The sequence below is a fragment of the Bradyrhizobium sp. USDA 4341 genome, assembly GCF_054063755.1.
This window is the reverse complement of the sequence record NZ_JBSSGO010000002.1, coordinates 3,218,675-3,244,014: the sequence shown is the minus strand read 5'-3', so window position 1 is coordinate 3,244,014 and position 25,340 is coordinate 3,218,675. Positions and strand designations below refer to the sequence as shown.

Here is a 25,340-nt window from a genome sequence, read left to right as displayed (position 1 = left end):
ACGCTTCGCGTTTGTCGCGGGGAAAACCGGCTCGCACCTTTCCGGGTCATGCTTGTTACCGCCCAACAGCTGCGCGGCGCAGCCGGTCATTGATGGCTTCGCCCAGCCCGTCCTCGGGAATGGGCATCACGGCGATAGCATCTGCGTTTCTCGTGTCGAGCGTGCGAAGGTAGCCGAACAGATTGGCGGCGGCCTCGGCGAGATCGCCGCGCTCGGACAGGTTCATCTCCACGGAGGCGCATTCGCGCCGCCCGACCTTGACCGGCCCGAACGCCAGCAAGGCTTCACCGACATGGACATCGCTCGCATTGAGCCGGACCGGTGTCCGCGGTGCATAATGTGACGCGAGCATGCCCGGGGCGATCGGCTGAGCGTCGCCTTCCACATCGGGCGGCGGCGATTGCAGCGGATGGCCGAGCACGCGCTCGATCTCGGCGCGCGTCAGCCCGCCCGGCCGCAGCAGCACCGGATCGGAGAAGCAGCCGACGATGGTGGATTCGACGCCGACCTCGACCGGGCCGCCGTCGACGATCATGTCGATTCGGCCCGCCAGGTCGCCGCTTACATGCTCGGCCGTGGTGGGCGAGACATGGCCGGAGAGATTGGCTGACGGCGCTACCACAGCACCGCCGAAGGCCTTGATGATGTCGCGTGCCACCTTGTGGGCCGGAATTCGTATCGCGACCGTGTCGAGCCCAGCGGTCGCGAGCTCGGCGACCGGGCAGGAGAGCGCCTTCGGCAGCACCAGGGTCAGCGGACCGGGCCAGAATGCTTCCGCCAGCCGCAAGGCCTGCCCGTCAAACAGGGCGATCCGGCGCGCGGCGCCGAGATCGGCGACATGGGCAATCAGCGGATTGAAGGCCGGCCGGCCCTTGGCCTGGTAGAGCCGGGCGATCGCGGCGGCGTTGCCGGCGTCGGCGCCGAGGCCATAAACCGTCTCGGTCGGAAACGCTACCAGGCCGCCCTCGGCCAGGACCCCGGCCGCGGTCGCCGTGGCGGCGGCACCGGCGGGCAAAATGTGCGTTTTCAGGCCTGTATCCACTGTGACTAGATTCCTCAATTGGGCGCCTTGTGTCCCTTGCGGTCCCCGAAACCCGACGCTATAAGCCGGCCTCTTAGTCGGAGTGTGGCTCAGCCCGGTAGAGCACTGCGTTCGGGACGCAGGGGTCGCAGGTTCGAATCCTGCCACTCCGACCAGATTTCCTTAGGTTTTTTGTTCTCATCGGTGGCCGTTCCCGAGTCAACCACCGATTTGACCACCGAAACATACCGCGCTTTTTGGCCAATGGCTGCAGCCGCCCCGTGCAAGTGATCGGGATGGTGATGGCCATAGGTATCCTGCAGGACCTCCGGCGACATGCCGAGGAACCCGGCCGCCTCCCAAATCGGCACGCCGCGCTGCATCAGCCAGGTCGCCGCCGTGTGGCGCAACGTGTGCGGAGTGACTTTCCCGGGCAGCTTGGCCAGATCCACGGCAGATTTGAAGCCTTTTTTCACGGAAGCGACCGGCTTGCCATTGAACTCGACGAAGCAGGTGCTGATCAGCTTCCGGTCTTTCCAACGACGCATATGTGCCAGCAGCCGGGGTGGAAGCGGGGCTGGCGTCTGACGCTTCTTGGTGGCTCGCTTCCCGATCGGCCTGCGGTAGAAGATACCACGCTCGAGATCAACGTACGAGTGCCCAAGCTCGGGGTATGGCGATGCCGCCGCGATCGCGCCCGCCCTCGTGCCGGTGTAGAGGCCGATCAGGATAAATCTGGCCACGTGTCGCAGTGGTCGGCGGTCTGTCCGTATCGGGTCGCCCTTTGAGCCGCCAGCGTGGATTGTCTGCTTCTCCCGATAGCGCCAACATTGCCATACCAGAGCCGCCGCCTCTTTGCGTGTCAGCCACCGGTCGCGCGCCTCGCCTTTCGGCGGGAGGGACACGCGAACCGTGCCCCGGTGAAAGCCCTCTTTTGCATGATGGTTGATCGCAGCGCGGAAAGTCTCGAGATCACGGCGCGCGCCGCCCTTTTTGCCGCGATGTCTGACGTAAGCCGCACAGGTTTGCGCGTTGACCGCCGACAGCTTCTTGCCACCCCAAAAATCGTTGAGCCGGTCGATCCTCGCTTCAATTTCAAACTGATCACCGGGCTCGCCGATGTCGGTCAAATAGATCGACAGCACGTCGGCACAATCGATGTCGTCGATATCTCTTCGGCTGCGCTCCGGTTGATACTTTTGCGCGATGTAGTCCGCTAACGCTTGCTCTGCTTTCTGCGGAGGCTTTGTTTCAGACGCGCTCGCAATGCATCCTGTGGCGATATGCCGGTCTCCGTCCTTGATGATCCAAACGGACTGGGCGACGAGATTGCCTTCGCGATAACGGGCTTTGCGTCTGTAGAGCCGGGCTCCTTTGCTTGGACGCGGCATGATTCCCTCATTCTCTCTATATGAAAGAGTGTCGTGTAATCCTTGCCCGCAATGCGCTCGATGATGAGCCTTCCGCGAGCACTCTCTCTGCGCAATCCGGACGCGGTCATCGAGCCATCGGGAAAAGCCACGGCCGCTGCCACAGAAAGCCGAAGTGGATCGTGCAGGCCAACAGCTTCGCGCTGCCTTGATGCATCGATCATGCTAGTGAAATCGCGATCGGCGAAAGCACTAACGTGCCGCGTTCGGTAAGGCGCCCCTTTGCGCTGGACGTCTCAAGGTCATCAGTGCCCATCGGCACATACAATCAACGCATGGACGGCAACTCAATTGCGACGAGCCGCAGTTTGGGCCGACATGAGCGGACAGGAGCAATGCCTGAGACGGGAGCGCCAGCGTTATCCTAGGTGCGGATATTGATCACTTTTGCGAGGCCTCATTCTTGTTTGTCGCTCCGGCTGGCTTCTTGACTGGCCAATGTCCGCTGCCGTCGTTGGCGCGGGCGAAACACACTCGGTGAAGCTGAACCCGTTGATGGGCCGTTGACCGCAATCCACACGGCAGCCAACAGGCCTGGCCGATCCGTTCAACGACATTCTGCGGTTGCTGGACGTGGCTCGCGCGATTCTATCGGGTCGGATGTTCTGCGGGTACTGGCAGATCTGACAGGTTGTGCATTGGCCTGACGCGCCGCCAGGGACACTCGGTTCGAAGTTTCCGATGCGGTCAATGTCCGTCCTCTGGCTCCCTCCGTGGACGATTTCCCTGCTTGTGGACGTGACGACCTATGGGAATCGCCCCGCCATCCGAAACCCTCGCCAGCTCCTTTTTTCCCGCCGGCAAACCGGCTCCTCGCGGCCGCTTCGCTGCAAAAAAGGCGCTCTCTCGGGTGCGCCGCTGCGCTTCGCCCCGGCGGGTTCAATGGCGCTTCGCTCCCCATGACGGTCTCGCCATCGCAGGGGATCGGCCCTGCGGCAGCGAAGGAGACAGACCATGACTGCAATCGGATTCGTCAGCCGTACGGACAACGGCGGCTTCAGGGACGAGCTCAAGACTTTGCCATCCGTGCCCATATCGACATCGTCCCCAACAGCGGAAAGTCGACCGAGGCTCAGCCGGATTTCCGCATCCTCGCGCAGGGAGTCGAGATCGGAGCCGGCTGGATCCGACACGGCGAGAGTAGCGGCAAGGATTACGTCAGCCTGTCACTCGCAGCACCCGAACTTGGGTCTCGCAAGCTCTACGCCAACCTCGGCCGAGCCGTCGGTGTGGGCGACGACAACGGCTTCTTCCTGATCTGGAATCCTGGAGACTAGCTCAAGGGTCTTGGCCTCCCGCGCCTCACGCGGGAACTCTTTCTTTTCTCCGGGCGCATGCCGCGATGATCCCCAATCGGCAGGTTTGCCAATTTGATGCGTCGCAGATTAAGGTGCAGTCAATCTGTGTGCCATCGCTAATTTTTGCCGAGATGAAACATCGCTGCTTGAATGTGCGATCGGCATGCATTCATCGAATTTGGAAGCGGCATCTTACAGTGGCTCTAACGGCCATGTCGTCGGTCCGAAACTTGATCTGCTTCAAGCGCACGGATATTCGAGGTTGGTCCGCTCACCAGTAGTCCACTATCGAGCATTCCTGCGTGTACTTTTCTTACGGCGTTGTTCATTCGCTCTGACCGCATCAGAAGCTTGACTGTGCTGAAACTCCAATTTTGCCTGAACATGTTCGGCAAGCTTCACTGCACCTTCCCCGTTGGAAGCAAGTCGAGAAAGTAATCGAGACAGAAGTTCAAATTCCTCGCGCGTCAACACGCCGAAGAACGCATCGTTGACCGGACGCTGCAAGGAAGCGAGGCGGATCAACCGGTCAATGCCGTGTCCGGTAAGGGCGAGCTGCACGCGCCGCCCGTCGTTTGGATGGGTGGTCTTTTCGATCAGGCCGTCGGAAACCAGCTTGTTCACCTCGCTGGTGACGAAGGCACCGCTCAGGTGGAGCCGCTCGGCCAATTGGTTGATCCCCATCGCCTCTTCCGTCTTGTTCTTGAGCGCGATCAGGATCAGATACTGGGTCGAGGATAGATCAGCAAAGCTTGCGAATCTCGCTCGGGCAGCTTCCAGGCTACGACCGAACGCGAAATAGTCGTAGAGCAGACCGCGCAAAGTGCGGTCTCCGTCCTTGTCGAGCAGTTCGGGTTTCGACGCTGTCAAAAGCTGATCGAGCAAGGTCATCCTCCTGCGTCGGTTCTGGGATTTGCCTAGAAAGCATGCAGGCGTGCGATCGGCAAGGGTTGACGCTGTTATATAGCGTTGTGAAAAAGCTAGTATACATAGTTATTTATGGGGGCGATCCGAGGCCGTGCAAATCCGCGTTCGGCAGGTGGTTGTCCGGCCGTTCTCTCCACCCGACCGCAGTAGCCGCGCCAATACCGCGAGCCCACGTGGGGCGCGTCCGCCAAGGCCAATTTCAATCAGATGATCATCTCGGAAAATGTAGAGGAACCCAAGATGAACGAGCTCCGGAGCGGGATGCCGTCAGCTGCCGCAGAGTGTATCGAGGCTCAAGCTCCGATCCCCGTGACAGTCGCGTAGACCAACTTGGTCTCGCGGCCATGTCGCTACGAGGAAGGGTCCCGCGAATCGCGCGGCGTATTGGCTAAATCCCAACGGTGCGGATGGTTGTCGGGACGAGCAACCATCTGGATGTCGATCCCGGGAGCCGGTGCAAGGCAATCGTCCCCGCATGAGGCCTGAAAAGGCGCGATGCGATTAGGAGTTGACGTGCCCAAATAGCTTTGTTAGATAGCTATCTACAGAACATAATTGGGAATGAGACAGCGAGGCGGGTGTCCCATGGAGGACCGTGCGTTCAGGCGTGCTTTGGGAGAGTTCGCGACCGGCGTTGCCGTAGTGACCGCGCGTGGCAGCGGCGAAGAGCTCATTGGCATGACCATGAGTTCGTTCAATTCCGTTTCGCTCGATCCGCCGCTTGTGCTGTTCAGCGTCGACCGCTCGGCGCGGAGCCTGCCAGCGATGCGCGAAGCCAAGGGCTTTGCCGTCAATATCCTGGCGCGCGACCAGGAGCAGATTTCCAATCAGTTTGCGCGTGCGCTTTCCAACAAATGGGATCAGGTCAAGACCTCGGTCGGCCACGCCGAGGCGCCGCTGATATCTGGCGCGCTGGCGCATTTCGAATGCGAGCCGTTCGGAAACTACGACGGCGGCGATCACGTCATCTTCGTTGTTCGCGTCGTTCGTCACACCACGCGCAGTGAGCCGACCGCGCCGCTGATCTTCTTTCGCGGCCGTTACCGCGATCTTGTCGACGAAACCGAACGCGAGCCAACCTGGCCGCTTCCCATCCATTACTAGCTTCGAACCGGAGAACCGCGATGCGCAGTGCGAAGGAATATCTGTCGGGCCTGAAGGACGGCCGCACCATCTACATCAATGGCACCTCGGTCGGCGATGTGACCACACATCGTGCTTTCCGCAATCTTGCGAGCTCTATGGCGGGCTTGTTCGAGTTCGCGAGCGCTCCCGAGAATGCTGAGCTCATGACGTTCGACACCGGCGCCGGTCGTGCCAACCGTATCTGGCAGCTTCCGGCGTCCTACGCCGAACTTGTGGAGCGGCGCAAGGCGCTGGAGGCTTGGGCCGGCTTGCATGCAGGCTTCATGGGCCGCGCGCCGGACCACGTCGCGTCCTGCATCTCCGGGCTTTACATGGGGCTCGACGTTTTCAAGGCGTATGATCCGGCGCGCGCCGGCGCGCTGGAAAGCTATTACCGCTACGCGCGCGACAAAGATCTCTATCTCACCTACGTCATCATCAATCCCCAGGCCGACCGCTCGAAGGGCGCCGCGGAGCAAGCCGATCCGTTCCTGACCGCAGGCGTCGTCGATCGCGACGCCGAGGGGATCACCATCCGCGGCGCCAAGATGCTGGCGACCGGCGGCGTCGTTGCCGACGAGGTTTTCGTCACCACCATCCAGCCCATGCGTCCGGGCGAAGAGCGCTACGCGATGTCCTTCGCTATCCCGATGAACAGCAAGGGGCTCAAGATGCTCTCCCGCAAATCCTACGAGGATGCCGCGGGCGCAGTGTTCGACAATCCGTTGTCCAGCCGCTTCGACGAGAACGACTCGGTTCTCTATTTCGACGACGTGAAGGTGCCGTGGGACCGCGTCTTCGTCGAGGGCAATGTCGAGATGTGCCAGAAGCAGTTCCACGCAACGCCGTGCCACGTCTACCAGAATTACCAGGCGATGGTGCGCCTGAGCGTGAAGCTCAAGTTCCTGAGCGGCCTAGCGCACCGAACGGCCGAGATGAACGGCGTCACTCAGTTTCCGCAGGTGCGCGAGATGCTGGGCCAGCTTGCGGCCGAGACCGGAATGGTAGACGCGCTTGTGGCGGCGATGGAAGCGAAAGGTTCGCAGGCCGGGCCTTATTTCATCCCTGACCGACATACGCTCTACTCCGCGCAGGTGCTGACCCAGCAACTCTACGCGCATATCGTCAACACGCTGCGCGAGCTCGCCGGCGGCGGCATGATCATGCTGCCATCGTCGGTTGCAGATTTCGAGAATCCGGAGATCGCGGCGTTGATCAGCAAGACCCAGCAGTCTCCGAAGGCCAATTCGCACGACCGTGTGAAGTTCTACAAGCTCGCCTGGGATGCCGTGGGCTCCGAGTTCGGCTCGCGCCATCAACAGTACGAGATGTTCTACGCCGGCGCGACCTTCGTCACCAAAGGCCATTCCTATCGCACCTATGACTGGGCCGGCGCCGACCGGCTGGTCCAGGGCATGCTCGATTCCTACGACCTCAACGGCGTCTCGTGCACCAGCAAAGCCGCCTGAACCAGGGAGAACATCCAATGCCCGTCAACAAGAAGCATGACGAATTCTACACGCTTGACATGAACACCGGCTGGGAAGTGCCGGCAGGCTATCCGGCTGGCATCCAGCAGAAGATTCTCTCAGGTGGGCTCGACGAGGAGAATCGGCGAGGCACGCGCACGCGGCTGCTTCGCTTCGCACCGGGCGTCTACACGACAGCGCCGTTTTCCCACGAGTATTGGGAGGAGGTTTATCTGGTCTCGGGCGACCTGATCGTCGGCAACGACGCGAAGGGCGAAGGCGGCAAGAGCTTTCCGCCGAACACCTATGCCTGCCGTCCGCCGCACGCGGCGCACGGACCGTTCAAGTCCGTCAACGGCTGCCTGCTGATGGAGATCCACTACTTCGATCCGGTGTGACGTCTCGCTCGCACACGGTTTGAGTAGGCAGCGGATCTCATCTATCTCGGGGAAAATCATGAAGCTTAAGAACGCGCTTTCTACGATTGCATCTTGGCGTTGGTCATGGGGTTCGCTTTTCTCAAGCTCGTGCTGCCGGCCTCAGCCAACATTCCTTCAGTCGAAAGCTGATGGTCTCGCGGCAGTGCTCGCGATCAGTATCGCTGCGGCAACGCCCGCCGCGGCGCAGGAGAAGCCGAGTTCTCTCGGGCTCGGCATCTTCACCTTCACGTCGGGGCCAGCCGCCGCTTACGGCATGCCCGGCAAGAATGCGGCCGACCTGATGATCGATGAGATCAACGCCAAGGGCGGTATCGGGGGCGTGCCGGTGAGTGCGATCTATGTCGATGAGGCGCAGGGTGCTCAGGGCGTTATTGCCGAGTACCGTCGTCTTGCTGGCGAGGCCAGGAACCAGGTGATGGTGGCCGCACTGTCCAGCGCGAACTGCCTTGCGCTCGCTCCAATTGCCGAACAGCTGGAGGTCCCGACCGTCGGCTGGAACTGCGACACCCATCAGCTCCTGCTCGACGGGAAGAGCAAGTACATGTTCCGGCCCAACGGCAACACCGTGCCGGAGTTTGTCGCCTATGCGGCCTACCTGCTCGAGCGCAAGCCCGACGTCAAAACGGTCGCAATCATTAATCCAGACTACGCTTTCGGCCACGACGCGGCGACAATCTTCAAGGCGGCGCTCAAGGCGTTGAAGCCTGACATCGAGGTCGTTGCCGAGCTCTATCCCAAGCTCGGCTCGCCGAACTACCAGACCGAGATCTCCCGCCTCACCACGGCACATCCTGATGTCGTCTTCTCGAATCTATGGGGAGCCGACCTCGAGAATTTCGTGCGTCAGGCCACACCGCGCGGGCTGTTCTCGTCCAGCCAGGTGGTCCTGGCGCTCGGCGAGACCGTGTTGCAGCGCGTTCCGCTACCCGACGGCGTGATCGTTGGCGTGCTCGGCGACGGTTGGTGGATGTCACCCGACGCCAAGGCCAATGTTGAGACCACGAAGTTCGCGGCGGCTTACAAGCAGCGCTTTGGCGAGTATCCGGTTTTCCCGTCGATCAAGATGGCCAACGCCTTGATCTATGTGAAAGCCGCCTATCAGGCCGCGATGCAGAAGAACGGCGGCAAGTGGCCAACGCGGGCGGAAATCGCCGAGGCGATGAAGGGGAGCAGCGTGGCGACCCTGACCGGCACCACAAAGACCCGCGCGGACAATGATGGTCTTGTCGACCAGATCGTCGGCGTCACAATGAAGACCGAAGGTCGTTCCTTTCCGCTGATCGGCGAGATGGCGCGTTACAAGGGCGACAGCCTGATGCCGGCGCCGGGACAGGATCCGATTGCGTGGGTTTCAACGCTGAAGCCGGAGTTCGCGAAGACGCTGTCAAAGCCTGGAAGCTACAAATAGACGGCCGTCCGCGTCACTTGTCTTCGCCTCAGAAAGCGCAAGCCCGATGTCGAATACAATCATCCCCTTGCTGTTGGACAGTTTGGCCAGCGCTGCGTTGATCTTCTTCGCGGCGGTCGGCCTCACGCTGGTGTTCAGCGTGCTCCGCGTGCTCAACGTCGCCCATGGCAGCCTCTATTCGATCGGTGGCTATGCTGCCGCGTCGGCTTGCCTGTTCATCGCAAGCAAGCAGCTCAACCCGTATTTGTCGTTCGTTGCGCTGCTGTTCAGCGCCGTGTTCGTCGCCGCGATCTTCGGCCCGCTGATTGAGCGTAGCCTGATCCGCTGGACTTACGGCAAGTCGGAGGCGGTGCAGATATTGATCACCTTCGGGATATTCCTGATCCTTGAGGATCTGCAGCGCATGATCTTCGGCGTACAATCCTTCTACGAGGATACGCCGACGCGGCTGCTCGGCACGTCGAAAATCGGCGGGGTCGTCTATCTCAACTACCAGATATTGCTGATCGGACTAGCGTTGCTCGTCGTGATCGGACTGCGGCTCCTGATCAATCACACAAGGCTCGGGCGGCTGATCACCGCTGTCGTGACCGACCGCGAGATGGCGCAGGCGATCGGCATCGACACCAACCGGATCTTCATCCTCGCGTTCTCGCTCGGCGTGTTCCTGGCGGCGCTGGGCGGGGCGCTGGCGACCCCGACCTCCGGAATCGCGCCAGGGCTCGGCGCGGACACCATGGTGCTCGCTTTTGCGGTGGCGGCGATCGGCGGCCTCGGGCAGATCGAAGGCGCCGCGGTTGCCTCACTGATCGTCGGCGTGGCGCGCGTGCTTGCGATCTATCTGGCACCGTCGCTGGATGCGGTCGCGCCCTATGCGGCGATGCTGGCGGTGCTGCTGATCCGTCCCTACGGCCTGTTCGGCTCAGTCACGGCGCGGAGGATCTGATGCGTATCATCCCTGCCGCCGCCGCAGTTCTCGTTCTCGCCGCACTTCCGCTGTTTGCGCCCTGGCTGCAATTCGTGCTGACTCTGGCCGTCGCCAAGGGCTTTGCCGCACTTGGCGTGGCCGTGTTGCTGCGCGCTGGGTTGATCTCGATCGGCCATGCGATGTTCTTTGCCGCCAGCGCCTATAGTGTTGCGTTCCTGGCGCGGGCCGGGATCAACGATTTCGGCGTGCTGCTGATCCTCTCGGTGCTGTCTGCAGCGCTGGTCGGCGTCGTCGCCGGATCGTTCCTGGTGCGCTATCGCGCGATCTTCTTTGCAATGCTGAACCTCGCCGTCTCGATGGTGTTCTACGCGCTGTGCGCCAAGCTCTACGGCGTTACTGGCGGCACCGACGGCATGGCGGTACCGATTCCCGCGATCTTCGGGGTCGTGGTCGCCGAGCCTGTCTTCAAGAGCATCTTGTTCTATCTCAGCCTGGGGCTGATGGTGTTGGTGGGGCTTGCCGTGCAGCGCTATTTGAACAGCCCGCTGGGGCAAGCACTTTCGGCGGTCCACACCAATGAGATCCGGCTTGAATATCTGGGAATTCCAGTGTGGGCCGTGCTCCTGATCGCCTATGTCATCTCGGCGGCGTTGGCCGGGCTCGGCGGCGCGATTGCCGGCTTTGCGATCGGCCGGGTGGTGCCCGACTTCGCGTTCTGGACCGCGTCAGGCCATCTTGTGCTGGTCGCCGTGCTCGGCGGCATCGGCGGCGTGCCCGGTGCGTTTCTCGGTGCGCTGTTCCTGGAGTTGCTGCACAGCGCGGCCGTTACCGTGACTGATGCCTGGAACATGATCGTCGGAGCGGCCTTGATCGTGGTGATCATGTTCATGCCGCGAGGGTTCTACGGGCTGTTCTCGCGCAAGGAGGCGTCGAGCCTATGACGCGTCCGATCCTTGAGGCCGAAGAGCTTCACGTCGCCTTCAACGGGGTCAAGGCCGCCGACGGCGTCAGCATCTCAATTTACGACGGCGAGTTTCTCGCCATCATCGGTCCAAACGGTTCGGGCAAGACGACGTTGCTGAACATTTGCACCGGATACATTCGCCCGCGATCGGGCAGCGTACGACTTGACGGGCAGGCCATCACCCGAATGTCGCCGCGAGCGATCGCGCGGCGCGGCATGGCGCGTGCCTTCCAGATCCCGCAGTTGTTCTCCGCGCAACGTGTGATCGACAATATGATGCTGGCGCTTGCTGCCAAGGACGGCCTGTGGAATGTGATGCGTCCGCTCGAGATCGCAAGCCGGCGCGAGGAGGCCGAAGCGCTACTCGACCTTGTCGGGCTCGCCGGCGACAGTGAACGAATCAGCAGCACGCTGCCCGAGGGGCATCGCAAGCTGCTCGACATCGCGGTCGCGCTTGCGCTCAAGCCGCGGCTCCTGCTGCTCGACGAGCCGACGAGCGGTGTCAGCGCGATCGAGCGCTTTCCGCTGATGGAGGCACTGATGGGCGCGCTGCGCCAGCGTCGGATTACGGCGCTGTTCGTCGAGCACGACATGGACGTGGTCGCTCGCTATGCGAGCCGCGTGCTGGTCTGGAACGCCGGCAACATCATGGCCGAAGGACGGCCCGACGAGGTGTTCAGCAATGCGCTGGTGCGCGAGCGCGTTGTGGGAGTGGCATGATGCTCTGTGTCGACAAGGTCAGCGTCTCGATCGAAGGCGTGCGTGTGCTACGCAAGGTCAGCTGCGACATCGTCGCGCGAAAGACGACGGTGTTGATTGGCCGCAATGGCGCCGGCAAGACAACGGCGCTTCGCGCGATCATGGGGCTCATCCCGCACGACGAAGGCTCGATCCGCCTCGATTCCGACGATCTCGGCAGCATGCCGGCCTACACCCGCGCCCGGGCCGGTATAGGATATGCCCCGGAAGATCGCCGACTGATACCGGAGCTGAGCGTGGAGGAGAACATCCGCCTTCCGGCCCTGGCACTCAACCTCGACAAGGCGGAAATCGGTCGTAGGCTGGACGAAATCTACATGCTCCTGCCAGAACTGCATGTGATGCGGTCGAGGCCTGCGGGCGGTGTTTCCGGCGGGCAGGGCAAGATGGTTGCGCTGGGCCGTGCGTTGACGGTGGCGCGCAAGGTCCTGTTGCTCGATGAACCCTTCCAGGGCCTGGCGCCGGCCCTCGCGCTCGAATATGCGCGGACGCTCGGCGAGCTGCGCAAGCACCGGCCCGAACTCGCCTTGCTGATCACGGAATCCTCGCCGGTTCTGCTCGACCGCGTTGCCGATTGCACACTGCAGATCGAGCGCGGCGAGATTCTTGTTCCAACTACCAAGGATGACAAAGCCCATGTTCATGAAGTTTGACCGCATCGCGAAGGATCGAGCCGATCATATCGGCGTCGAAATCGAATCGCTCGTGATCGCGGGTTGGGCGGGCAGGGACGCGGCGGCGATCGAGCACCATATCGAGGAGCTTGCCGCGCTCGGAATCCCGCGCCCGTCGACGACGCCGCTTTACTACCGTGTTGCGGCTCGGACACTGACGCAGGCGAATCGCTTGACGGTACTCGGTTCGGACAGTTCCGGTGAGGTCGAGCCCGTCGTGGTCGCGATGGCCGATGGACTTTGGATCGGAATCGGATCCGACCATACCGATCGCAAGGCGGAAGCTACAGGGATCGCACTTTCGAAGCAGCTTTGCGGCAAGCCGATCGGCCTGCAGCTCTGGAGCTACGCTGATGTCGAACCGCACTGGGATGAATTGGTCCTTCGTTCCTGGGTGACGATCGATGGCAAGCGGGTGCTGTATCAGGAAAGTCCTGTCTCGTCGCTAAGAACACCGCGCGATCTCATTCGTCGCTACGCGAACGCCGATCTACTCCCTGCCGGGACCTTGATGTTCTGCGGGACGCCGGGTGCGATCGGCGGAATTCGCCCGGGGGCGCGCTTCGAGATGGAGCTGAGCGATCCGGTTCTGAAACGCTCCCTGACCCACGGCTACGATATTGACGTCCTGCCGGTTATCTCTTGACCGCCACCTCCGGTGAGGAGCTTCGACGAATGACCTCAGCATCCGATCAATCCCAACCCACCGCAGCGGCAAGGTTGGAGGTCGCCCTCGCGCTCGCGAACTCATCCGATGCGGAGAATACTTTCACCGCTTTGTTTGCGGAGAGCGCCCGGTGCGAGGCTGAAGCTGCCGATCGGCGAGCCGTGGCGGGGACCAGGCGCGGTCCGCTCGATGGTCGCATCGTCTCGGTCAAGGCACTTTTCGACGTCGCCGGCGCCGTGACGAGCTCGGGGTCCGCCGTATTGCGCGCCTTGTCCCCTGCCGCCGAAGACGCCCTGGTCGTGAAGCGCTTGCGGGCGGCCGGAGCCGTGATCATCGGCAAGACCCAGATGACCGAGTTTGCCTTTTCCGCGCTGGGAACCAACCCGAACGATGGGGTGCCGGGCAATCCCCGGGACCGCCGCCGCGCCCCGGGGGGATCATCGTCGGGGGCTGTCGTCTCGGTCATCGATGGCATGGCGGAAATCGCCATTGGCAGCGACACGGGAGGGTCGATCCGAATTCCGGCGGCACTGTCGGGCGCAACCGGCTTCAAGCCGACGAGTGGGTTCGTGCCGACCGCCGGCGCATTCTCGCTGTCGTCGAGCCTCGATACCATTGGGCCGATTGCCTCGAGCGTCGCGGACTGTTTCGCTGCCGATCAGGTGCTGTCGGGTGGCGACGTGGTCTCGCGGCCGCAGGCCGCCTCCCCCTACACCTTTCGTCTCACTGTCGCTCGCGGTCGCTTGTTCGACGGCTGCGAGCCGGAAGTACTTGACGCGTTTGAGAACGCCCTGGAGCGGCTTCGATCTTGTGGTCTGCAGATCGAGGACGGATCGATCGAACCTGCTCTCGATCGCGTTGCAGAGATCGACAGGATCGGCACTTTTCCGTCGATCGAGGTCGGCGCTACGCTGCGCAGTCTCGGGCTATCGCACCTGGATGGGATCGATCCGAAAACGCGGGTTCGCATCGAAGCGGGTGCCGGCATCCTCGCCGTCGATTATGTGCGCATGGTGCGGCTCCGGCACGCCGCAATCCGGGCTTTTGAGCAATCCTTCAGCAATGATGAGGTCTTCATTCTACCAACGACGCCAATTCGTGCGCCGCTTCTGTCGGCGCTCGAGGAGGATAGCGCGTTCCATAAATTCAACGGACTGGTGCTTCGCAATCCCCGCGTCGCCAACATGCTCGATTGTCCGTCGATCTCGATGCCGTTGCCGGTTGACGGCCTGCCCGTGGGCCTGATGCTGATCGGCCGCAGGAACGCCGACCGGCGCTTGCTGGAGATCGCGACCAGTGTGGAAACGATGCTGCGAGGCCATTCGCATGCCGTTTAGGACTTTCGCGAAAGGGGCGCCAGATCCGCTCGAGTGAGGGGATTGTGCAAAAGTGCATGTGAAACGGCAGCTTGCCGATTGTCGACACAAGGCGATGGGCGCCGAAGCAAGGCGCTTCTGATGCGGCGGCCCGATAGCGGGCTTTGCGATGCGGCAGAACACACTGCTGGCAGCCGTGATGTCGTGCGTCGATCAGCCGATTGCGCTATGGTTGCGGTGTCGCGGTGTCGCCGACGATTGGAGAGGAGCAGTGATGACTGTATCGACCTCGTTCATCGCAGATCGTCTGTTCGACGCGAAGCACCTGGTTCTTGCAAGCGGTGACCTTGACGAAGTCGTCGACGGATGCAGCAGGATGCTGCGGCCGCACGACCTGACCATGCGAGGGCGGGGCGCGAAGCTCGCCGCGCGCTTGCATCATCTGCCAATAGGGCCGATTTCGCTCAGCCGGCTGCGCTATGGGGGCGATGTCACCGTGGTGCCCGAATTGTCGGAGGAGGGGAATTTCCTCGTCACGCTGCCGGTGCAGGGCAGTGCGCAGTTTCGCTACGGTTCGGCGGCCGCCGACGTGACACCGGGGCACGGCACGATCGTAGGGCCATACCGGGAATTTCGACTCGACATCGAAGGTGCCTTCGACCAGATCTTGCTGCGGCTGGACCGCCGGCGGGTGGAGGTCGTTTGCGCGAACCTGCTCGGCCTCGACAAGGCGATGCCGGTTCATTTCGATCTCGCGCTGCGCGGCGTCCCGGCGTTCTGGCACAAGCTGCTCGAGGCCGCCGCCAGCCTGTCGATGTTCAGCGACGCGCTGGCGCATCCGACGATGTTGGTGCGGCTCGAGGAACTGATCATCGAATCGCTGCTGATGGCGCAGCCGAACAATTTCAGCGCCGCGATTGCTGCGGCGAACGGGGCAGCCCCGTCGGCGCAGGTGCGCAAGGCGATGGACTATATGCGCGAGCACATCGCCGATGCGGTCAGCCTGGGGCAGGTCGCTCGGCACTGCGGGCTCAGCCTGCGCAGCCTCCAGGCCGGGTTCCAGCGCGATCTCGGGACGTCGCCGAGCCGGTGGCTGCGCGCGCAACGGCTCGACCGGGTGCACGCCATTCTGTTGTCATCTGAACCCGGCAGCGTCGCGGTAACCGACGTCGCGCTGCAATGCGGCTTCTTCCACCTTGGCGATTTCTCGATGCGTTTCAAGGAGCGGTTCGGCGAGAAGCCGTCCGCCGTGCTGGCAAAGCGTCGCTCGTAGCGCCGCGCATCCACGAAAATTTCGCGATTCCGATAATCGTCTTCGCGCACGCGATAGCGCCGCGTCGCCCTCTGTCCAACAGTCCGGCTAACGAAACCTGCCGCCGCCATCCGGTGACGAGAGCAGGAGGCTTTGGATCGGAGGGGACATGTTTTCTACACGGATATTTACCACAGGATTGACGTTCGGTCTGGCGATGGCTTGCACGCAGGTCTCTGCGTTCGAGGCTGGCTATATCGGCTCGGCGCAGAAGCCGGGCCTTGTGCTCGGAAATGCCGCGATCACGCCGCCGGCCGGCCTTTACATGTTCGACCAGGCGGTGGCCTATTCGGGATCGATCGTCGGTCCGGGCGCGCCCACCGCCGCAGGCGGCGGCAAGACCGACGTTCACATCGCGGCCGGAGCCGCAGGACTGCTCTGGGTGCCCGGATGGACGGTGTTCGGCGCAACCTACGATGCGGTGATCGTGCAACCGTTCATGATGCTCGACGTCGGCTCGCCGCTGAACGTCAATCCGCTCGGCATGCACAATACGTTCCTGGCGCCGGCGGAGCTGAGCTGGAAGCTCGGCGACAGAGGTGTGTTCGTCAAGGCGGGCTTCGGCATGTGGATGCCGACTGGCACCACGTCGGGCCCGAACGGGCTCGGAAATGTCGGCGCGCCCTGGTGGACCTTCCAGCCGAACCTCGTCGTCTCCTATTTCAAGGACGGCTGGAATCTCACCGCCAACATGTTCGAGGAAATCAACACCGCTAGCTCGGTGACCGGCTACACCAGCGGCAACGTGCTCCATGCCGAATTCACCGCGACCAAAACCATCGGCAACTGGACATTCGGTCCGGTCGGCTACTACGTCGGACAGGTGAGCGACGACAAGTCCAGCGCGTTCTATGGCGGAGCGGTCAACCTCAAGCGTTACGACATCTGGGCCGCCGGCGCGCTGGTTGGATACAATTTCGGTCCCGCCGCGTTAAGCGTGTGGGTGACGCACGAGCTGTCGGCCAACGTTTCCGGAGGGACAGCGGTGCCCGGCATCGACAGCGCGGCCGTCTCACGCGGTCTCACGGTGTTCGCCAATCTGAGCTACCGGCTGTGGGCGCCCGATGCTCCGGCCGCCGCGCCGACGCGGACATCGTTTCGCAAATAGCAGCATTCGCGTCGGCGCAACGCTCGACATAGCGCTGCGTGGGCGTGCGACTGCACATCAAGCCATCGAAAATTGGAGACCATTGATGTCCTATGCAGTTGAAAATTGGGGTGGTGGAGGGGATCGGATCGTCCTTGTCCACGGCAGCCTTGGCGTCGGCGCCGCCGCATTCGGGGAGCAGAAACCGCTGGCCGACACCTTCGCCCTTGCAGTCATGACCCGCCGCGGCTACGGCGACACCGCACCAATCGATGCGGTGGATGTCCTGCGCGACGCGGCTGACGTCATCGAGTTGCTCGGCGACGGTGCGCATCTGGTCGGCACGTCGATGGGAGGGATCGTTGCGATGAACGCCGCGGGCCGGCGTCCCGACCTCGTGCATTCGCTCACGGTGATAGAGCCGCCCGCCTTTGCACTGGCATCCGATCTGCCGGCGGTGCGCCGGGTGGCGGAGGCGATGCGCAAGCATTGGGCCACCGCCGATCGGGCGAAACGCCACGCCTTCGTGACCGGCTTCCTGGCGGCGCTCGAGATGAACATGCCGATGCCCGATCCGCTTCCCCCGCCAGTTAACGCCGCGGCCGGTGTCCTCGTCACCGAGCGTCCCTGGAGCGTCGATGTGCCGGTCGGTGCTGTCGCCGACGCGCGCTTCCCGAAGCTCGTCGTCACCGGCGGCTGGAGCGAGGCCTTCGATGGCATCAGCGGGCGGCTCGCCGACCTGTTCAACGTCGAATGCCACTGCCTGCAAGGTGCGGGTCACGCGGTCCAGAAGGTTGGTGAGCCCTTCAACGCATTGCTGCTGCGGCACATGGCGTCCGCCTGAGTCCATTCATTCAAAAACTGAAACCCAAGGGAGACTATCGATGACCATCACGACCGAAGACAAGATCGACATCCAGGAACTCACCGCGCGGACCTATATCGGGCTCGACAGCGAGGACGCCGGTGGGTTCGCCTCCGGCTTTGCCGACGACGGCGTCTTCGTCGCCCCCTACGGCGAGTTCGTCGGCCCCGCCGCGGTGAAGGAATTCATCACCAAACACATCGCCGCTGGCAAGGAAGACGGCGTGCGGCATTTCCTCACCAACCACGTCGTCGATGCTCACGAGGAGGGGGCACGCTATCGCTTCTACATCACCAAGATGAACATCGCGATCGGGCCGGTCGCGATCGCCACCGCGGGCGGCGATTGCATCGTAAAGCGAACGGTGGAAGGCTGGCGCTTCAAGCGCTTTCAGTTGACGATCGATCCGGCGATGTTCGGTGACGCCAAGCCGGTCGTAGCGCCGGTCGCCAAGAGCAAGTGATGGGGCATCTGGAGCCTTGCTCAGCGGATCGTCGATCGCGCGACGCTATTCAGGCTGATGCAGGGAGCATGCAGGGAGCCGCGACGATCCGCTTTTGCCGGGCAGCGATGGATTGTGACGTTGTTGCCCGTCGCGAGATCGCGAAAGTTCGGACAGGTCTCCAAATCCTTTGTGACCAGGCTTTCCTTGTGAGGAGCCTATCGATTTGGGACCGGCTGGAGGAGCAGGGGGCTTACAGATGGAAAAGCGCTTATGGATGGAAGGGGGATTTCGCGCCAATCGTGCGTCAACCTCGCTTGACGGATTCGCGGATTTTCCGCGACGAGCTCGTGAGCCTAAGCGGGGGCATGCTGGAAATTCCGTTCGACTTGCGCTTCAGCTATGACGACGAGCGCAACATCGCTCTTGTGACTCCAAGCTCAAAATGAAGACGCGGGAGATGCTCGAGCGTGGATGGGAGAACATCCGCGCGCTGGGCTTTGTGCGTTCATACGGGATAACGACTGAAGACTGAGTTGCGACCTCGAGAAGGCATCAGGCGAGGTGCGAGAGAGCTGAAGAAAAGCTTTTCAACGCGCAGCTCAGTCGCGCGACGGCAATGGCCCGCAACGAGGTCCAGTTTCGTCAAACGGGTCGTCGTGTTTCTTGTCCAGGCGCGTGCGGCGATCGCCGCACCAGGCTCTTGTGGACCGAGCCGCATGGCGTCTCGGCCATGCGGCTGCGATCCCTTGCGCAGACAGATATTATAATGTGTCGCTCACCGGAGGCACTCGCCCGAGTGCCCCGCCGTCATTGCATGCCCGCGTCGCTATCACTGCCCTGTCGGCGGCTGCCTTTTTGATCTTGTCACCTGCGGCTTAATTTGAATTCTTCCGAGTTGCTCAGCGTTCTCATCATCGAGAGCTACGGGGCTCCGCCCCTCGCGCGCGCCAGGGTAAAGCGCCGGCTGGCGCCGGCGCCGACCCGCGCGGTCTCCCCGGTCTTCCGCGCTTCGCTCATTTGCCGACCTTGGACGAATTGGCACGCGCTTGTGCAGACCCGCTTCTCGCGAAGCGGCCCTGTTCGGGCGGGCGAGCCCCCTCCGCCCGGGTCGCCCTGGCACTTGCTACCCCCGGTCTCGCCGACGGGCAGGGGCGCAGGCGCGGAGTGCGCCTTGCACCCATGGAAGCAAAAGGAAGAATGATCATGTCGGCCAAATCAGTTGGAATACCGAGCGGAACAGAGGTTCGCATTCCGCTCAGCAAGCTCAAGAAGTCCCCGAACAATGCACGCAAGACGCCGCACAGCGAGGCGGCGATCGAGGCCTTGGCGGCGAGCATCGCGGCCAAGGACATCCTGCAGAATCTGGTCGTCGAGCCGGAGGTCGATGGCGAAGGAGCTGCCACCGGGTTCTTTTGCGTGACCATCGGCGAGGGCAGGCGGCTGGCCCAGCTGCTGCGGGTAAAGCGCAAGGAGATCAGGAAGAGCGAGCCGATCCGCTGCATCGTCGATACCGCGAACGACCCGCACGAGATCAGCCTGGACGAGAATGTCACCCGGGAAAGCATGCATCCGGCCGACCAGTTCGAGGCGTTCAGGAAGCTCGCGGACGAGCGCGGCCTCGGTGCGGAGGAGATCGCGGCCCGCTTCGGTGTCACGGCGCATGTGGTGCGGCAGCGCCTGCGGTTGGGCGCGGTTTCGCCCAAATTGGTGCAGCTCTATCGCGACGGCGATCTGACCCTCGAGCAGCTGATGGCCTTTGCCATTGTCGATGATCATGCCCGGCAGGCAGCGGTCTATGATCGGCTGTCTCATGACCGGGATGCCTCTACGATCCGTCGCCTGCTCACCGAAGCCCATGTCGCGGCCACGGATCGCCGCGCGCGCTTTGTCGGCCTTGAGGCCTATACGGAGGCGGGCGGCACGATGCTGCGGGACCTCTTCACCGAGGATCGCGGCGGCTATCTGGAGGACGTGGCGCTGCTCGATCTGCTGGTGACGGCACGGCTTGGCCGCGAGGCGGATACCCTGCGGGCGGCCGAGGGATGGCGGTGGACGGAAGCCCATCTCGACTTCCCGCATGCCCACGGCATGCGCCGCGTCTACCCGCATGCAGTTGAGCTTTCGGCGGAAGATCAGGCCGCCCTGCAGTCTGTTCAGACCGAGTTCGACCGGCTGACCGAGCAGCACCAGACGGCGGAGGAATTGCCTGACGACGTGGACGTGCGGTTTGGCGAACTGGAAGCCGAAATCGAGCGGCTGGAAGCAAAACGGCAGGTCTACGATCCCGCCGACGTCGCGCGCGGCGGTGCTTTCGTGGTCCTCAATCACGACGGCACGGTCCGCATCGAACGCGGCTTTATTCGTCCCGGAGACGAGAAATCCGAGGCTGAAACCGGGCCGGAAAGCGACGCCGAGGCGCGGAATGAGGACGACCGGGGAGGCGAGGAAGCCGGGCCGGATGGCGAAGACGACGAGAGCGCGAGCGACGAGGAGGAGGAGGACCAGCCGCTGTCCGACGCTCTTGTTCGCGACCTTACTGCGCACCGAACCTTGGGGCTGCGTCTCAATTTGAGTGAGCAGCCTGACGTCGCCATCGTGGCGGTCACCCATGCGCTCGTCGCCCAGATCTTCTATCTCGGCGCGGCGGCGCATGTCGTCGGCATCCAGCCGGTGAAGACCGATCTCGCTGCACACGCGGACGGGATCGAGGACACGCCGGCAGGCAAGGCGTGGTCGGATCGCCATGCCAATTGGGCGAGGCAGATGCCCCGGGACCCGAGCGGGCTGTGGGATTTCGTGGCCGAACTCGACCACGACAGCCGCATGGCGTTGTTCGCGCATTGCGTCTCCCTGACGGTCAACGCGGTCAAATTGCCATTTGACCGGAGGCCGCGCGCCTTGGCTGCGGCCCGCCGTTTGGCCGAGGCCGTGGCCCTCGACATGACCTCCTACTGGCGCCCGACAGCGCGCAGTTATCTCGGCCGCGTCACCAAGGCGGGCATCCTGAAGGCCGTCCGCGAAGGCGTCGGCGGGGAGGCGGCCGAGCGGATGTCAGACATGAAGAAGGCCGACATGGCGCAGGCCGCAGAGCAGCTGTTGGCGGCGACGGACTGGCTGCCGTCGCTGCTGCGGACGACCGCGCCGCAGGGGCAGACTGACGTGCAAAGCGAGGCGCAGGGCGGTGAACCTCAAGCGGAAGCTGCGGAGTGAAACCGGCGCCGGGGCCGCGCGGGCGGCCCCGGCGGGGTCAAAATTTTCGGCCGCGCACCTGACGGCGCGCGGCCAATTCCATTGATGCTAAGTGGCGACTTTCCACGCAAACCCTTTCTCCGATCGAGGGCACGACCCGTCCCGATCTCCGCCGGTTGCTGCAGCCAGGGTGGCCGTATCGCGATGCCTTCGATCCTGACCAGCGAGGCATAGATCGGTGCGAGGAAGCTCGGATCGTGTCTTGACGGCGCCTGTCGAGAACGCATTCGGGCGGACAATTCTGGCGGTGCCGTGGGTTCGTTGCGCGCAGATGTGGCTGGCTCCCTTACGTTGATCCGGCTGCGTCCTCGCTGCGAGTGATGCGCGGACATCGGCTCTTTTTCGACCGATCCAGCCGCTGTCTGATGCTGCGCCAGGGGCCGTCGCCACGGAAATCTCCGTCAGTTCCGTTGTGGGCACGCGTTCAACGCAGTCACGATTGGGCTGATCAAGCCCGAGGGGCGGCAAGAGCCTCGATCGCCTTCCCGCAACGGCTGCGCCTGCTTTTTTCCCCTGCCGCCAAGCGGCGGCATTCCTCGCGGGAAGACAAAAAAGCAGGCTTTCGCCGTCCTCCGCTGGCGCTGCGGGCCTCGTGGCTGCGGGCCGATCGCTCCCCGGGCAAGGGATCGCCATCGAGGCTGCGATGGGCGCGGCCCGAGCAAAAACAGACGGAGATCACCATGGCGACCATCGGCACTTTCACCGCTTCCGACACCGGCTACGCCGGCTCGATCAAGACACTGACGCTCAACATCAAGGCAAAGCTCGTCGCATCCGAGAAGGACAACGACAAGGCTCCCGACTACCGCATCTTCGCAGGCGCGACCGAATTCGGCGCCGCCTGGAAGAAGACCGCCCGCGACAGCGAGCGCGAATACCTCTCGGTCAAGCTCGACGATCCGAGCTTCCCGGCCCCGATCTACGCCTCGCTGGTGAAGGTCGAAGGCGATGAGGGATTCAGCCTGATCTGGTCGCGCCGCAGCGGCGACTGAAGCCGGGGATCATCGGCCCCGCCTCCTCGGAGGCGGGGCATTTTGCGTTGCTTACGCCGCGTTGAAGGAAGGCAGAAGAGCATTTTCTCCATCAAGAGGGAGGCGCGCACCTGCGGATTTGCTGGGCATTCCAAGGCCGAATTGATGCGCGGGGTTGCGAATTTATCGAGCTCTTGAGAGCGTCCTCTCTAGGCGGTTCGTGAGCTCAATCGCCATTCATGCGGCCGACTGACGCCGGACAATTCGACTCGATAGCCAGCACCATGGCCACGCCCCGGGTGCGAAACTGAGCCGCTTTCCCGGCGAGATAATCGGCACTGAATCGCGAGTGACCCGAGAGGCAACGCATATTTCGAAGCGTGGCCCAAGCGCCGTTTGCGCGGGTGAATAACGCTCTGCGGCAAGGCCTGTCTCCTTCCTCCGAAGAGGACGATTCCCTGCTTATGGCGCCACGACCTATGGCAACCGTCCCCCATCCAAAACCCTCGCACGCTTCCTTTTTTCTCCGCCGGCAAGCCGGCTCCTCGCGGCCGCTTCGCTGCAAAAAAGGAGCGGGCTCGGGTGCGCCGCTGCGCTTCGCCCCAAGGGTTCGGATGTGGGCCGGCCGCCATGACGGTCTCGCCATCGCAGGGCATCGGCCCTGGCGGCTTCAGGGGGCCAGCTCAAATTTCTGCCCCTCTGCGCCGACATCGACATCGTGCCCAACCGCGATAAGTCCGACGATATCTCACCGGACTTCCGCATCTTCACCCAAGGGATTGAGGTCGGATCCGGTCGCATTTTGACCGGCGAGTGCCGCGGAACTGACTACGTCAGCCTGTCACTCGCAGCACCTGGCCTCGGAGGCCGCAGGCTCTGCGCCAACCTTGGTCGAACGATTGGCTTAGACGGAGACGGTAGCTTCTTCCTGATCTGGAATCCTGTCGACTAGGTCAAAAGAAAGGGCTCCCGCGCATCGCGCGGGAGCCCTTTCTTGCGTTCTGGAAGTCAGGTTTTGAACGTCGCCGACTGATGTGACAGCGCCCCCCAACTGAGCGCACGTAGAAGAGCGAGCGCGGCTGAACAGCCTGCGAGATATCCCATTACGATCGAAAAACGCCCTCGCACAGAGCGGAGTCTTGCCTGGAACTGAAGGTCGTTCGATGGCTTTTTCTCTTCGTTCCGATGAAGAAAATCGCTCCATCGCCGATGGAATTCGCGTCAACTATGGACCGCAGAGAGGCTAGAATTGATGGCTTGGACACGCGCCGAGCGGCCGATTTTTTCGAGTGCCTCGTGGATCAGCAGATGCGGTCTCGGCAAGATGAGGAAGGGTTAGCGAGTAGCAATGAGCAGTGGGCGTGATAGCAAGATAAAAGCACTGGCGCCAGCGACCGCGTAAGCCGTTGTCTGCACATCCAAGAGTTGGTGATACCGTAGGCGGCGGTGTCGCCACTAGGGATCTAAGGCAATGCTGTCATTCGTCAATTGCGTCTGCGACTTGGCGGCGGTTCATTCGCGTCACATATCCGCGTGCTTCTTAAGCCAGGAGCCCGTGTCATCCGTGGCGTCGACGACAAATTCGAAGTCAAGCTTGGCCGGACAGAGAATGCCAAAGGCAGGAAGGGAATCGGTGCGCGTGCCGGGCGGCGGAAAAGGTAACGCCAGTTCGGATCGCGCGTCGAGCTTTACAGGCGACCGGATTAGTCGTGGATACGCGCAACGTGCGGTGCTTGCCGGGCGGGGGAAAGTCAAGGGACTACGCCAGGGTGTGATCAACGTCCGTATTGTGCGCATCAAGGCGAGTGATCTTGGCTGCTCGGTCTCAAGTCTGATGCCATGACGCCATCGAGCTACATCGCCGCGAGCGCAACCCTTACCTGCTGGATAGAAATCTCGAGCGCACGGAGGAAGGTGCGGAGTTCGCGCCGGCTGGCCTCCTCCATGCGGAGGTTGTCGACGCTGAGAGCTGCTTCAACCAACTCTACGAGGGAAACCGCCTCGGATGCGCAACTAGGCGTGCCGTGATCGACGTTTGGTAGTTGAGCGTGGACGACGATCTTCCCGTCGATCGTCATTCGAGCGGAAACTTGCAATGGAACGAATTGAGCTACTGTCGTAGCTGCGATTTCAACAATAGCGGCGGGGACGCGTGTCTCCTTGCATCGGTAGCCGAAGCGGTATGCGTGCCCGGCACAATCGTGCCCTGGGAGTTCAATGAATGGTTCGAGATCAACAGGCACAAGCTTCTCCTCTTTGTTGAGTATACTCAATTGATGAGTTTACTCAACAAGAAGCATCTCGCCGTCGATGGACGAGATGAAGCAGATTGTTGCTCGGAACTTGAGGCGTCTCCGCCACGAGAGAAAGTTCAGCCAGGAAGAGCTTTCGTTTCAGGCGAAAGTCGATCGCAGCTACATCAGCCAGCTGGAGACAGGTGTCTACAGCGCATCGGTCACGATGTTGGCAAAGCTGGCGAAGGCTCTGGGTGTGGAGGTCAGCGAGCTATTGAAGGGGTAGCGCGGCGGAAGGGCTAGCGGTGCCTAGGGCGCCGTGCCGATCGCCAGGCGAGCAATGCTCACTATGGCCCAAGCCTCACCAGGAGCCGTCTCAAACTGTTGTAGAGGTATGTTGACCGCAGTTAGGTATCGGGAGCCGGCGGGCCGATTTAGGGCGATGGTTCGCTCGGGCGCCGCGGACCTCTCTAATGAGCGGTGGGCATCTAGCTTAACGGGGGAGCGAATCCCTCCCTCTCCGCCATCTCTTTTTGACAGCGCAGAAGTCCTTCAAAAACAGGCTTTTCTCGAACCGCCGGATTTTTGCGGTGGAGCACCACGGTGGAGCACCGTGATCGTGGGAATTTGCCATTGGCGCGGCAATCGCGCCAGCGGAAATCGGCGTCTAAGCAGCGAGAAAGCGCGGGCGCGAACGCGGACGACATCGCCACCCGCGGCGACAATCTCAAGGTGAAAATCCGCGTTTGGG

24 protein-coding genes, 1 tRNA gene and 2 pseudogenes are annotated in these 25,340 nt (G+C 62.5%); 23 read left to right on the top strand and 4 right to left on the bottom strand.

From position 1 onward, the window contains the following. Window positions 1-55: 55 nt before the first annotated feature. The gene (locus ACVIGB_RS21360; RefSeq protein WP_456721150.1) at window positions 56-1,042 is read right to left on the bottom strand and encodes an L-threonylcarbamoyladenylate synthase; all 987 of its coding nucleotides are present in this window, start codon (window positions 1,040-1,042) and stop codon (window positions 56-58) included. A 78-nt stretch (window positions 1,043-1,120) separates the two neighbouring features. On the opposite strand from ACVIGB_RS21360, the gene ACVIGB_RS21355 reads away from it, so the two are divergent. After that, window positions 1,121-1,197 (top strand) — tRNA-Pro (locus ACVIGB_RS21355). 216 nt (window positions 1,198-1,413) lie between these two features. Here the strand turns inward: ACVIGB_RS21355 and ACVIGB_RS21350 are convergent. Beyond that, a pseudogene (locus ACVIGB_RS21350) lies at window positions 1,414-1,764 on the bottom strand (site-specific integrase); the annotation flags it as partial. A gap of 195 nt (window positions 1,765-1,959) precedes the next feature. Here ACVIGB_RS21350 and ACVIGB_RS21345 point away from each other — a divergent pair. Together ACVIGB_RS21345 and ACVIGB_RS21340 are read left to right on the top strand one after the other, a co-directional pair. Then, the gene (locus tag ACVIGB_RS21345; protein WP_456721151.1) at window positions 1,960-2,241 is read left to right on the top strand and encodes a hypothetical protein; all 282 of its coding nucleotides are present in this window, start codon (window positions 1,960-1,962) and stop codon (window positions 2,239-2,241) included. 1,164 nt (window positions 2,242-3,405) lie between these two features. Then, a pseudogene (locus ACVIGB_RS21340) lies at window positions 3,406-3,728 on the top strand (DUF736 domain-containing protein). Window positions 3,729-4,034: 306 nt separating this feature from the next. On the opposite strand, the gene ACVIGB_RS21335 reads toward ACVIGB_RS21340, so the two are convergent. Beyond that, window positions 4,035-4,640, bottom strand: coding sequence for a MarR family winged helix-turn-helix transcriptional regulator (locus ACVIGB_RS21335; RefSeq protein WP_456721152.1), 606 nt, complete (start codon window positions 4,638-4,640; stop codon window positions 4,035-4,037). Window positions 4,641-5,237: 597 nt separating this feature from the next. On the opposite strand from ACVIGB_RS21335, the gene ACVIGB_RS21330 reads away from it, so the two are divergent. The 19 genes from ACVIGB_RS21330 (at window position 5,238) to ACVIGB_RS21240 (ending at window position 24,198) form a co-directional block, all read left to right on the top strand. Further along, window positions 5,238-5,780, top strand: coding sequence for a flavin reductase family protein (locus ACVIGB_RS21330; protein ID WP_456749207.1), 543 nt, complete (start codon window positions 5,238-5,240; stop codon window positions 5,778-5,780). A gap of 20 nt (window positions 5,781-5,800) precedes the next feature. Continuing rightward, entirely contained in the window at window positions 5,801-7,270 is a 1,470-nt protein-coding gene (locus ACVIGB_RS21325) for a 4-hydroxyphenylacetate 3-hydroxylase family protein (protein WP_456721154.1), read from the top strand. 17 nt (window positions 7,271-7,287) lie between these two features. Beyond that, complete coding sequence (locus tag ACVIGB_RS21320) at window positions 7,288-7,668, top strand: cupin (protein ID WP_342724666.1); 381 nt, start codon at window positions 7,288-7,290, stop codon at window positions 7,666-7,668. 184 nt (window positions 7,669-7,852) lie between these two features. After that, window positions 7,853-9,118 carry an ABC transporter substrate-binding protein gene (locus ACVIGB_RS21315; RefSeq protein ID WP_456721155.1) on the top strand — a complete coding sequence of 422 codons (1,266 nt, stop codon included), beginning with the start codon at window positions 7,853-7,855 and terminating at the stop codon, window positions 9,116-9,118. 46 nt (window positions 9,119-9,164) lie between these two features. Then, window positions 9,165-10,064, top strand: a complete 900-nt coding sequence (locus ACVIGB_RS21310) for a branched-chain amino acid ABC transporter permease (protein ID WP_342724664.1) — start codon at window positions 9,165-9,167, stop codon at window positions 10,062-10,064. After that, window positions 10,064-10,987: a branched-chain amino acid ABC transporter permease gene (locus ACVIGB_RS21305; protein ID WP_456721156.1), complete on the top strand. Its 924-nt coding sequence runs from the start codon at window positions 10,064-10,066 to the stop codon at window positions 10,985-10,987. Before ACVIGB_RS21310 ends, ACVIGB_RS21305 begins: the two co-directional genes overlap by 1 nt. Next, entirely contained in the window at window positions 10,984-11,730 is a 747-nt protein-coding gene (locus ACVIGB_RS21300; RefSeq protein WP_456721157.1) for an ABC transporter ATP-binding protein, read from the top strand. Before ACVIGB_RS21305 ends, ACVIGB_RS21300 begins: the two co-directional genes overlap by 4 nt. Next, window positions 11,730-12,422: an ABC transporter ATP-binding protein gene (locus ACVIGB_RS21295; RefSeq protein ID WP_456725109.1), complete on the top strand. Its 693-nt coding sequence runs from the start codon at window positions 11,730-11,732 to the stop codon at window positions 12,420-12,422. The genes ACVIGB_RS21300 and ACVIGB_RS21295 overlap by 1 nt, the downstream gene beginning before the upstream one ends. After that, on the top strand, window positions 12,406-13,089 hold the full coding sequence (locus tag ACVIGB_RS21290) for a DUF2848 domain-containing protein (protein ID WP_456725110.1): 684 nt from the start codon (window positions 12,406-12,408) through the stop codon (window positions 13,087-13,089). The genes ACVIGB_RS21295 and ACVIGB_RS21290 overlap by 17 nt, the downstream gene beginning before the upstream one ends. 29 nt (window positions 13,090-13,118) lie before the next feature. Next, window positions 13,119-14,447, top strand: coding sequence for an amidase family protein (locus ACVIGB_RS21285; RefSeq protein ID WP_456721158.1), 1,329 nt, complete (start codon window positions 13,119-13,121; stop codon window positions 14,445-14,447). A 253-nt stretch (window positions 14,448-14,700) separates the two neighbouring features. Then, on the top strand, window positions 14,701-15,699 hold the full coding sequence (locus ACVIGB_RS21280) for an AraC family transcriptional regulator (protein ID WP_456749206.1): 999 nt from the start codon (window positions 14,701-14,703) through the stop codon (window positions 15,697-15,699). 148 nt (window positions 15,700-15,847) lie between these two features. After that, on the top strand, window positions 15,848-16,846 hold the full coding sequence (locus ACVIGB_RS21275) for a SphA family protein (protein WP_456721160.1): 999 nt from the start codon (window positions 15,848-15,850) through the stop codon (window positions 16,844-16,846). An 85-nt stretch (window positions 16,847-16,931) separates the two neighbouring features. Next, complete coding sequence (locus ACVIGB_RS21270; protein ID WP_456721161.1) at window positions 16,932-17,669, top strand: alpha/beta fold hydrolase; 738 nt, start codon at window positions 16,932-16,934, stop codon at window positions 17,667-17,669. Between the two features lie 40 nt (window positions 17,670-17,709). Beyond that, window positions 17,710-18,153, top strand: coding sequence for a nuclear transport factor 2 family protein (locus tag ACVIGB_RS21265; protein WP_456721162.1), 444 nt, complete (start codon window positions 17,710-17,712; stop codon window positions 18,151-18,153). Continuing rightward, the gene (locus tag ACVIGB_RS21260; protein WP_456721163.1) at window positions 18,153-18,581 is read left to right on the top strand and encodes a hypothetical protein; all 429 of its coding nucleotides are present in this window, start codon (window positions 18,153-18,155) and stop codon (window positions 18,579-18,581) included. Before ACVIGB_RS21265 ends, ACVIGB_RS21260 begins: the two co-directional genes overlap by 1 nt. 757 nt (window positions 18,582-19,338) lie before the next feature. After that, on the top strand, window positions 19,339-21,345 hold the full coding sequence (locus ACVIGB_RS21255; RefSeq protein WP_456725111.1) for a ParB/RepB/Spo0J family partition protein: 2,007 nt from the start codon (window positions 19,339-19,341) through the stop codon (window positions 21,343-21,345). A gap of 719 nt (window positions 21,346-22,064) precedes the next feature. After that, window positions 22,065-22,376 carry a DUF736 domain-containing protein gene (locus ACVIGB_RS21250; RefSeq protein WP_456721164.1) on the top strand — a complete coding sequence of 104 codons (312 nt, stop codon included), beginning with the start codon at window positions 22,065-22,067 and terminating at the stop codon, window positions 22,374-22,376. 640 nt (window positions 22,377-23,016) lie between these two features. Next, on the top strand, window positions 23,017-23,307 hold the full coding sequence (locus tag ACVIGB_RS21245; RefSeq protein WP_456725112.1) for a DUF736 domain-containing protein: 291 nt from the start codon (window positions 23,017-23,019) through the stop codon (window positions 23,305-23,307). 657 nt (window positions 23,308-23,964) lie between these two features. Beyond that, window positions 23,965-24,198 (top strand): hypothetical protein, encoded by a 234-nt coding sequence (locus tag ACVIGB_RS21240; RefSeq protein ID WP_456721165.1) that lies wholly within the window; start codon window positions 23,965-23,967, stop codon window positions 24,196-24,198. A 10-nt stretch (window positions 24,199-24,208) separates the two neighbouring features. Here the strand turns inward: ACVIGB_RS21240 and ACVIGB_RS21235 are convergent, their stop codons facing one another. After that, complete coding sequence (locus ACVIGB_RS21235; protein ID WP_456721166.1) at window positions 24,209-24,598, bottom strand: hypothetical protein; 390 nt, start codon at window positions 24,596-24,598, stop codon at window positions 24,209-24,211. 67 nt (window positions 24,599-24,665) lie between these two features. Here ACVIGB_RS21235 and ACVIGB_RS21230 point away from each other — a divergent pair, with 67 nt between their 5' ends. Next, window positions 24,666-24,875, top strand: coding sequence for a helix-turn-helix domain-containing protein (locus tag ACVIGB_RS21230; protein WP_456721167.1), 210 nt, complete (start codon window positions 24,666-24,668; stop codon window positions 24,873-24,875). Window positions 24,876-25,340 lie beyond the last annotated feature (465 nt).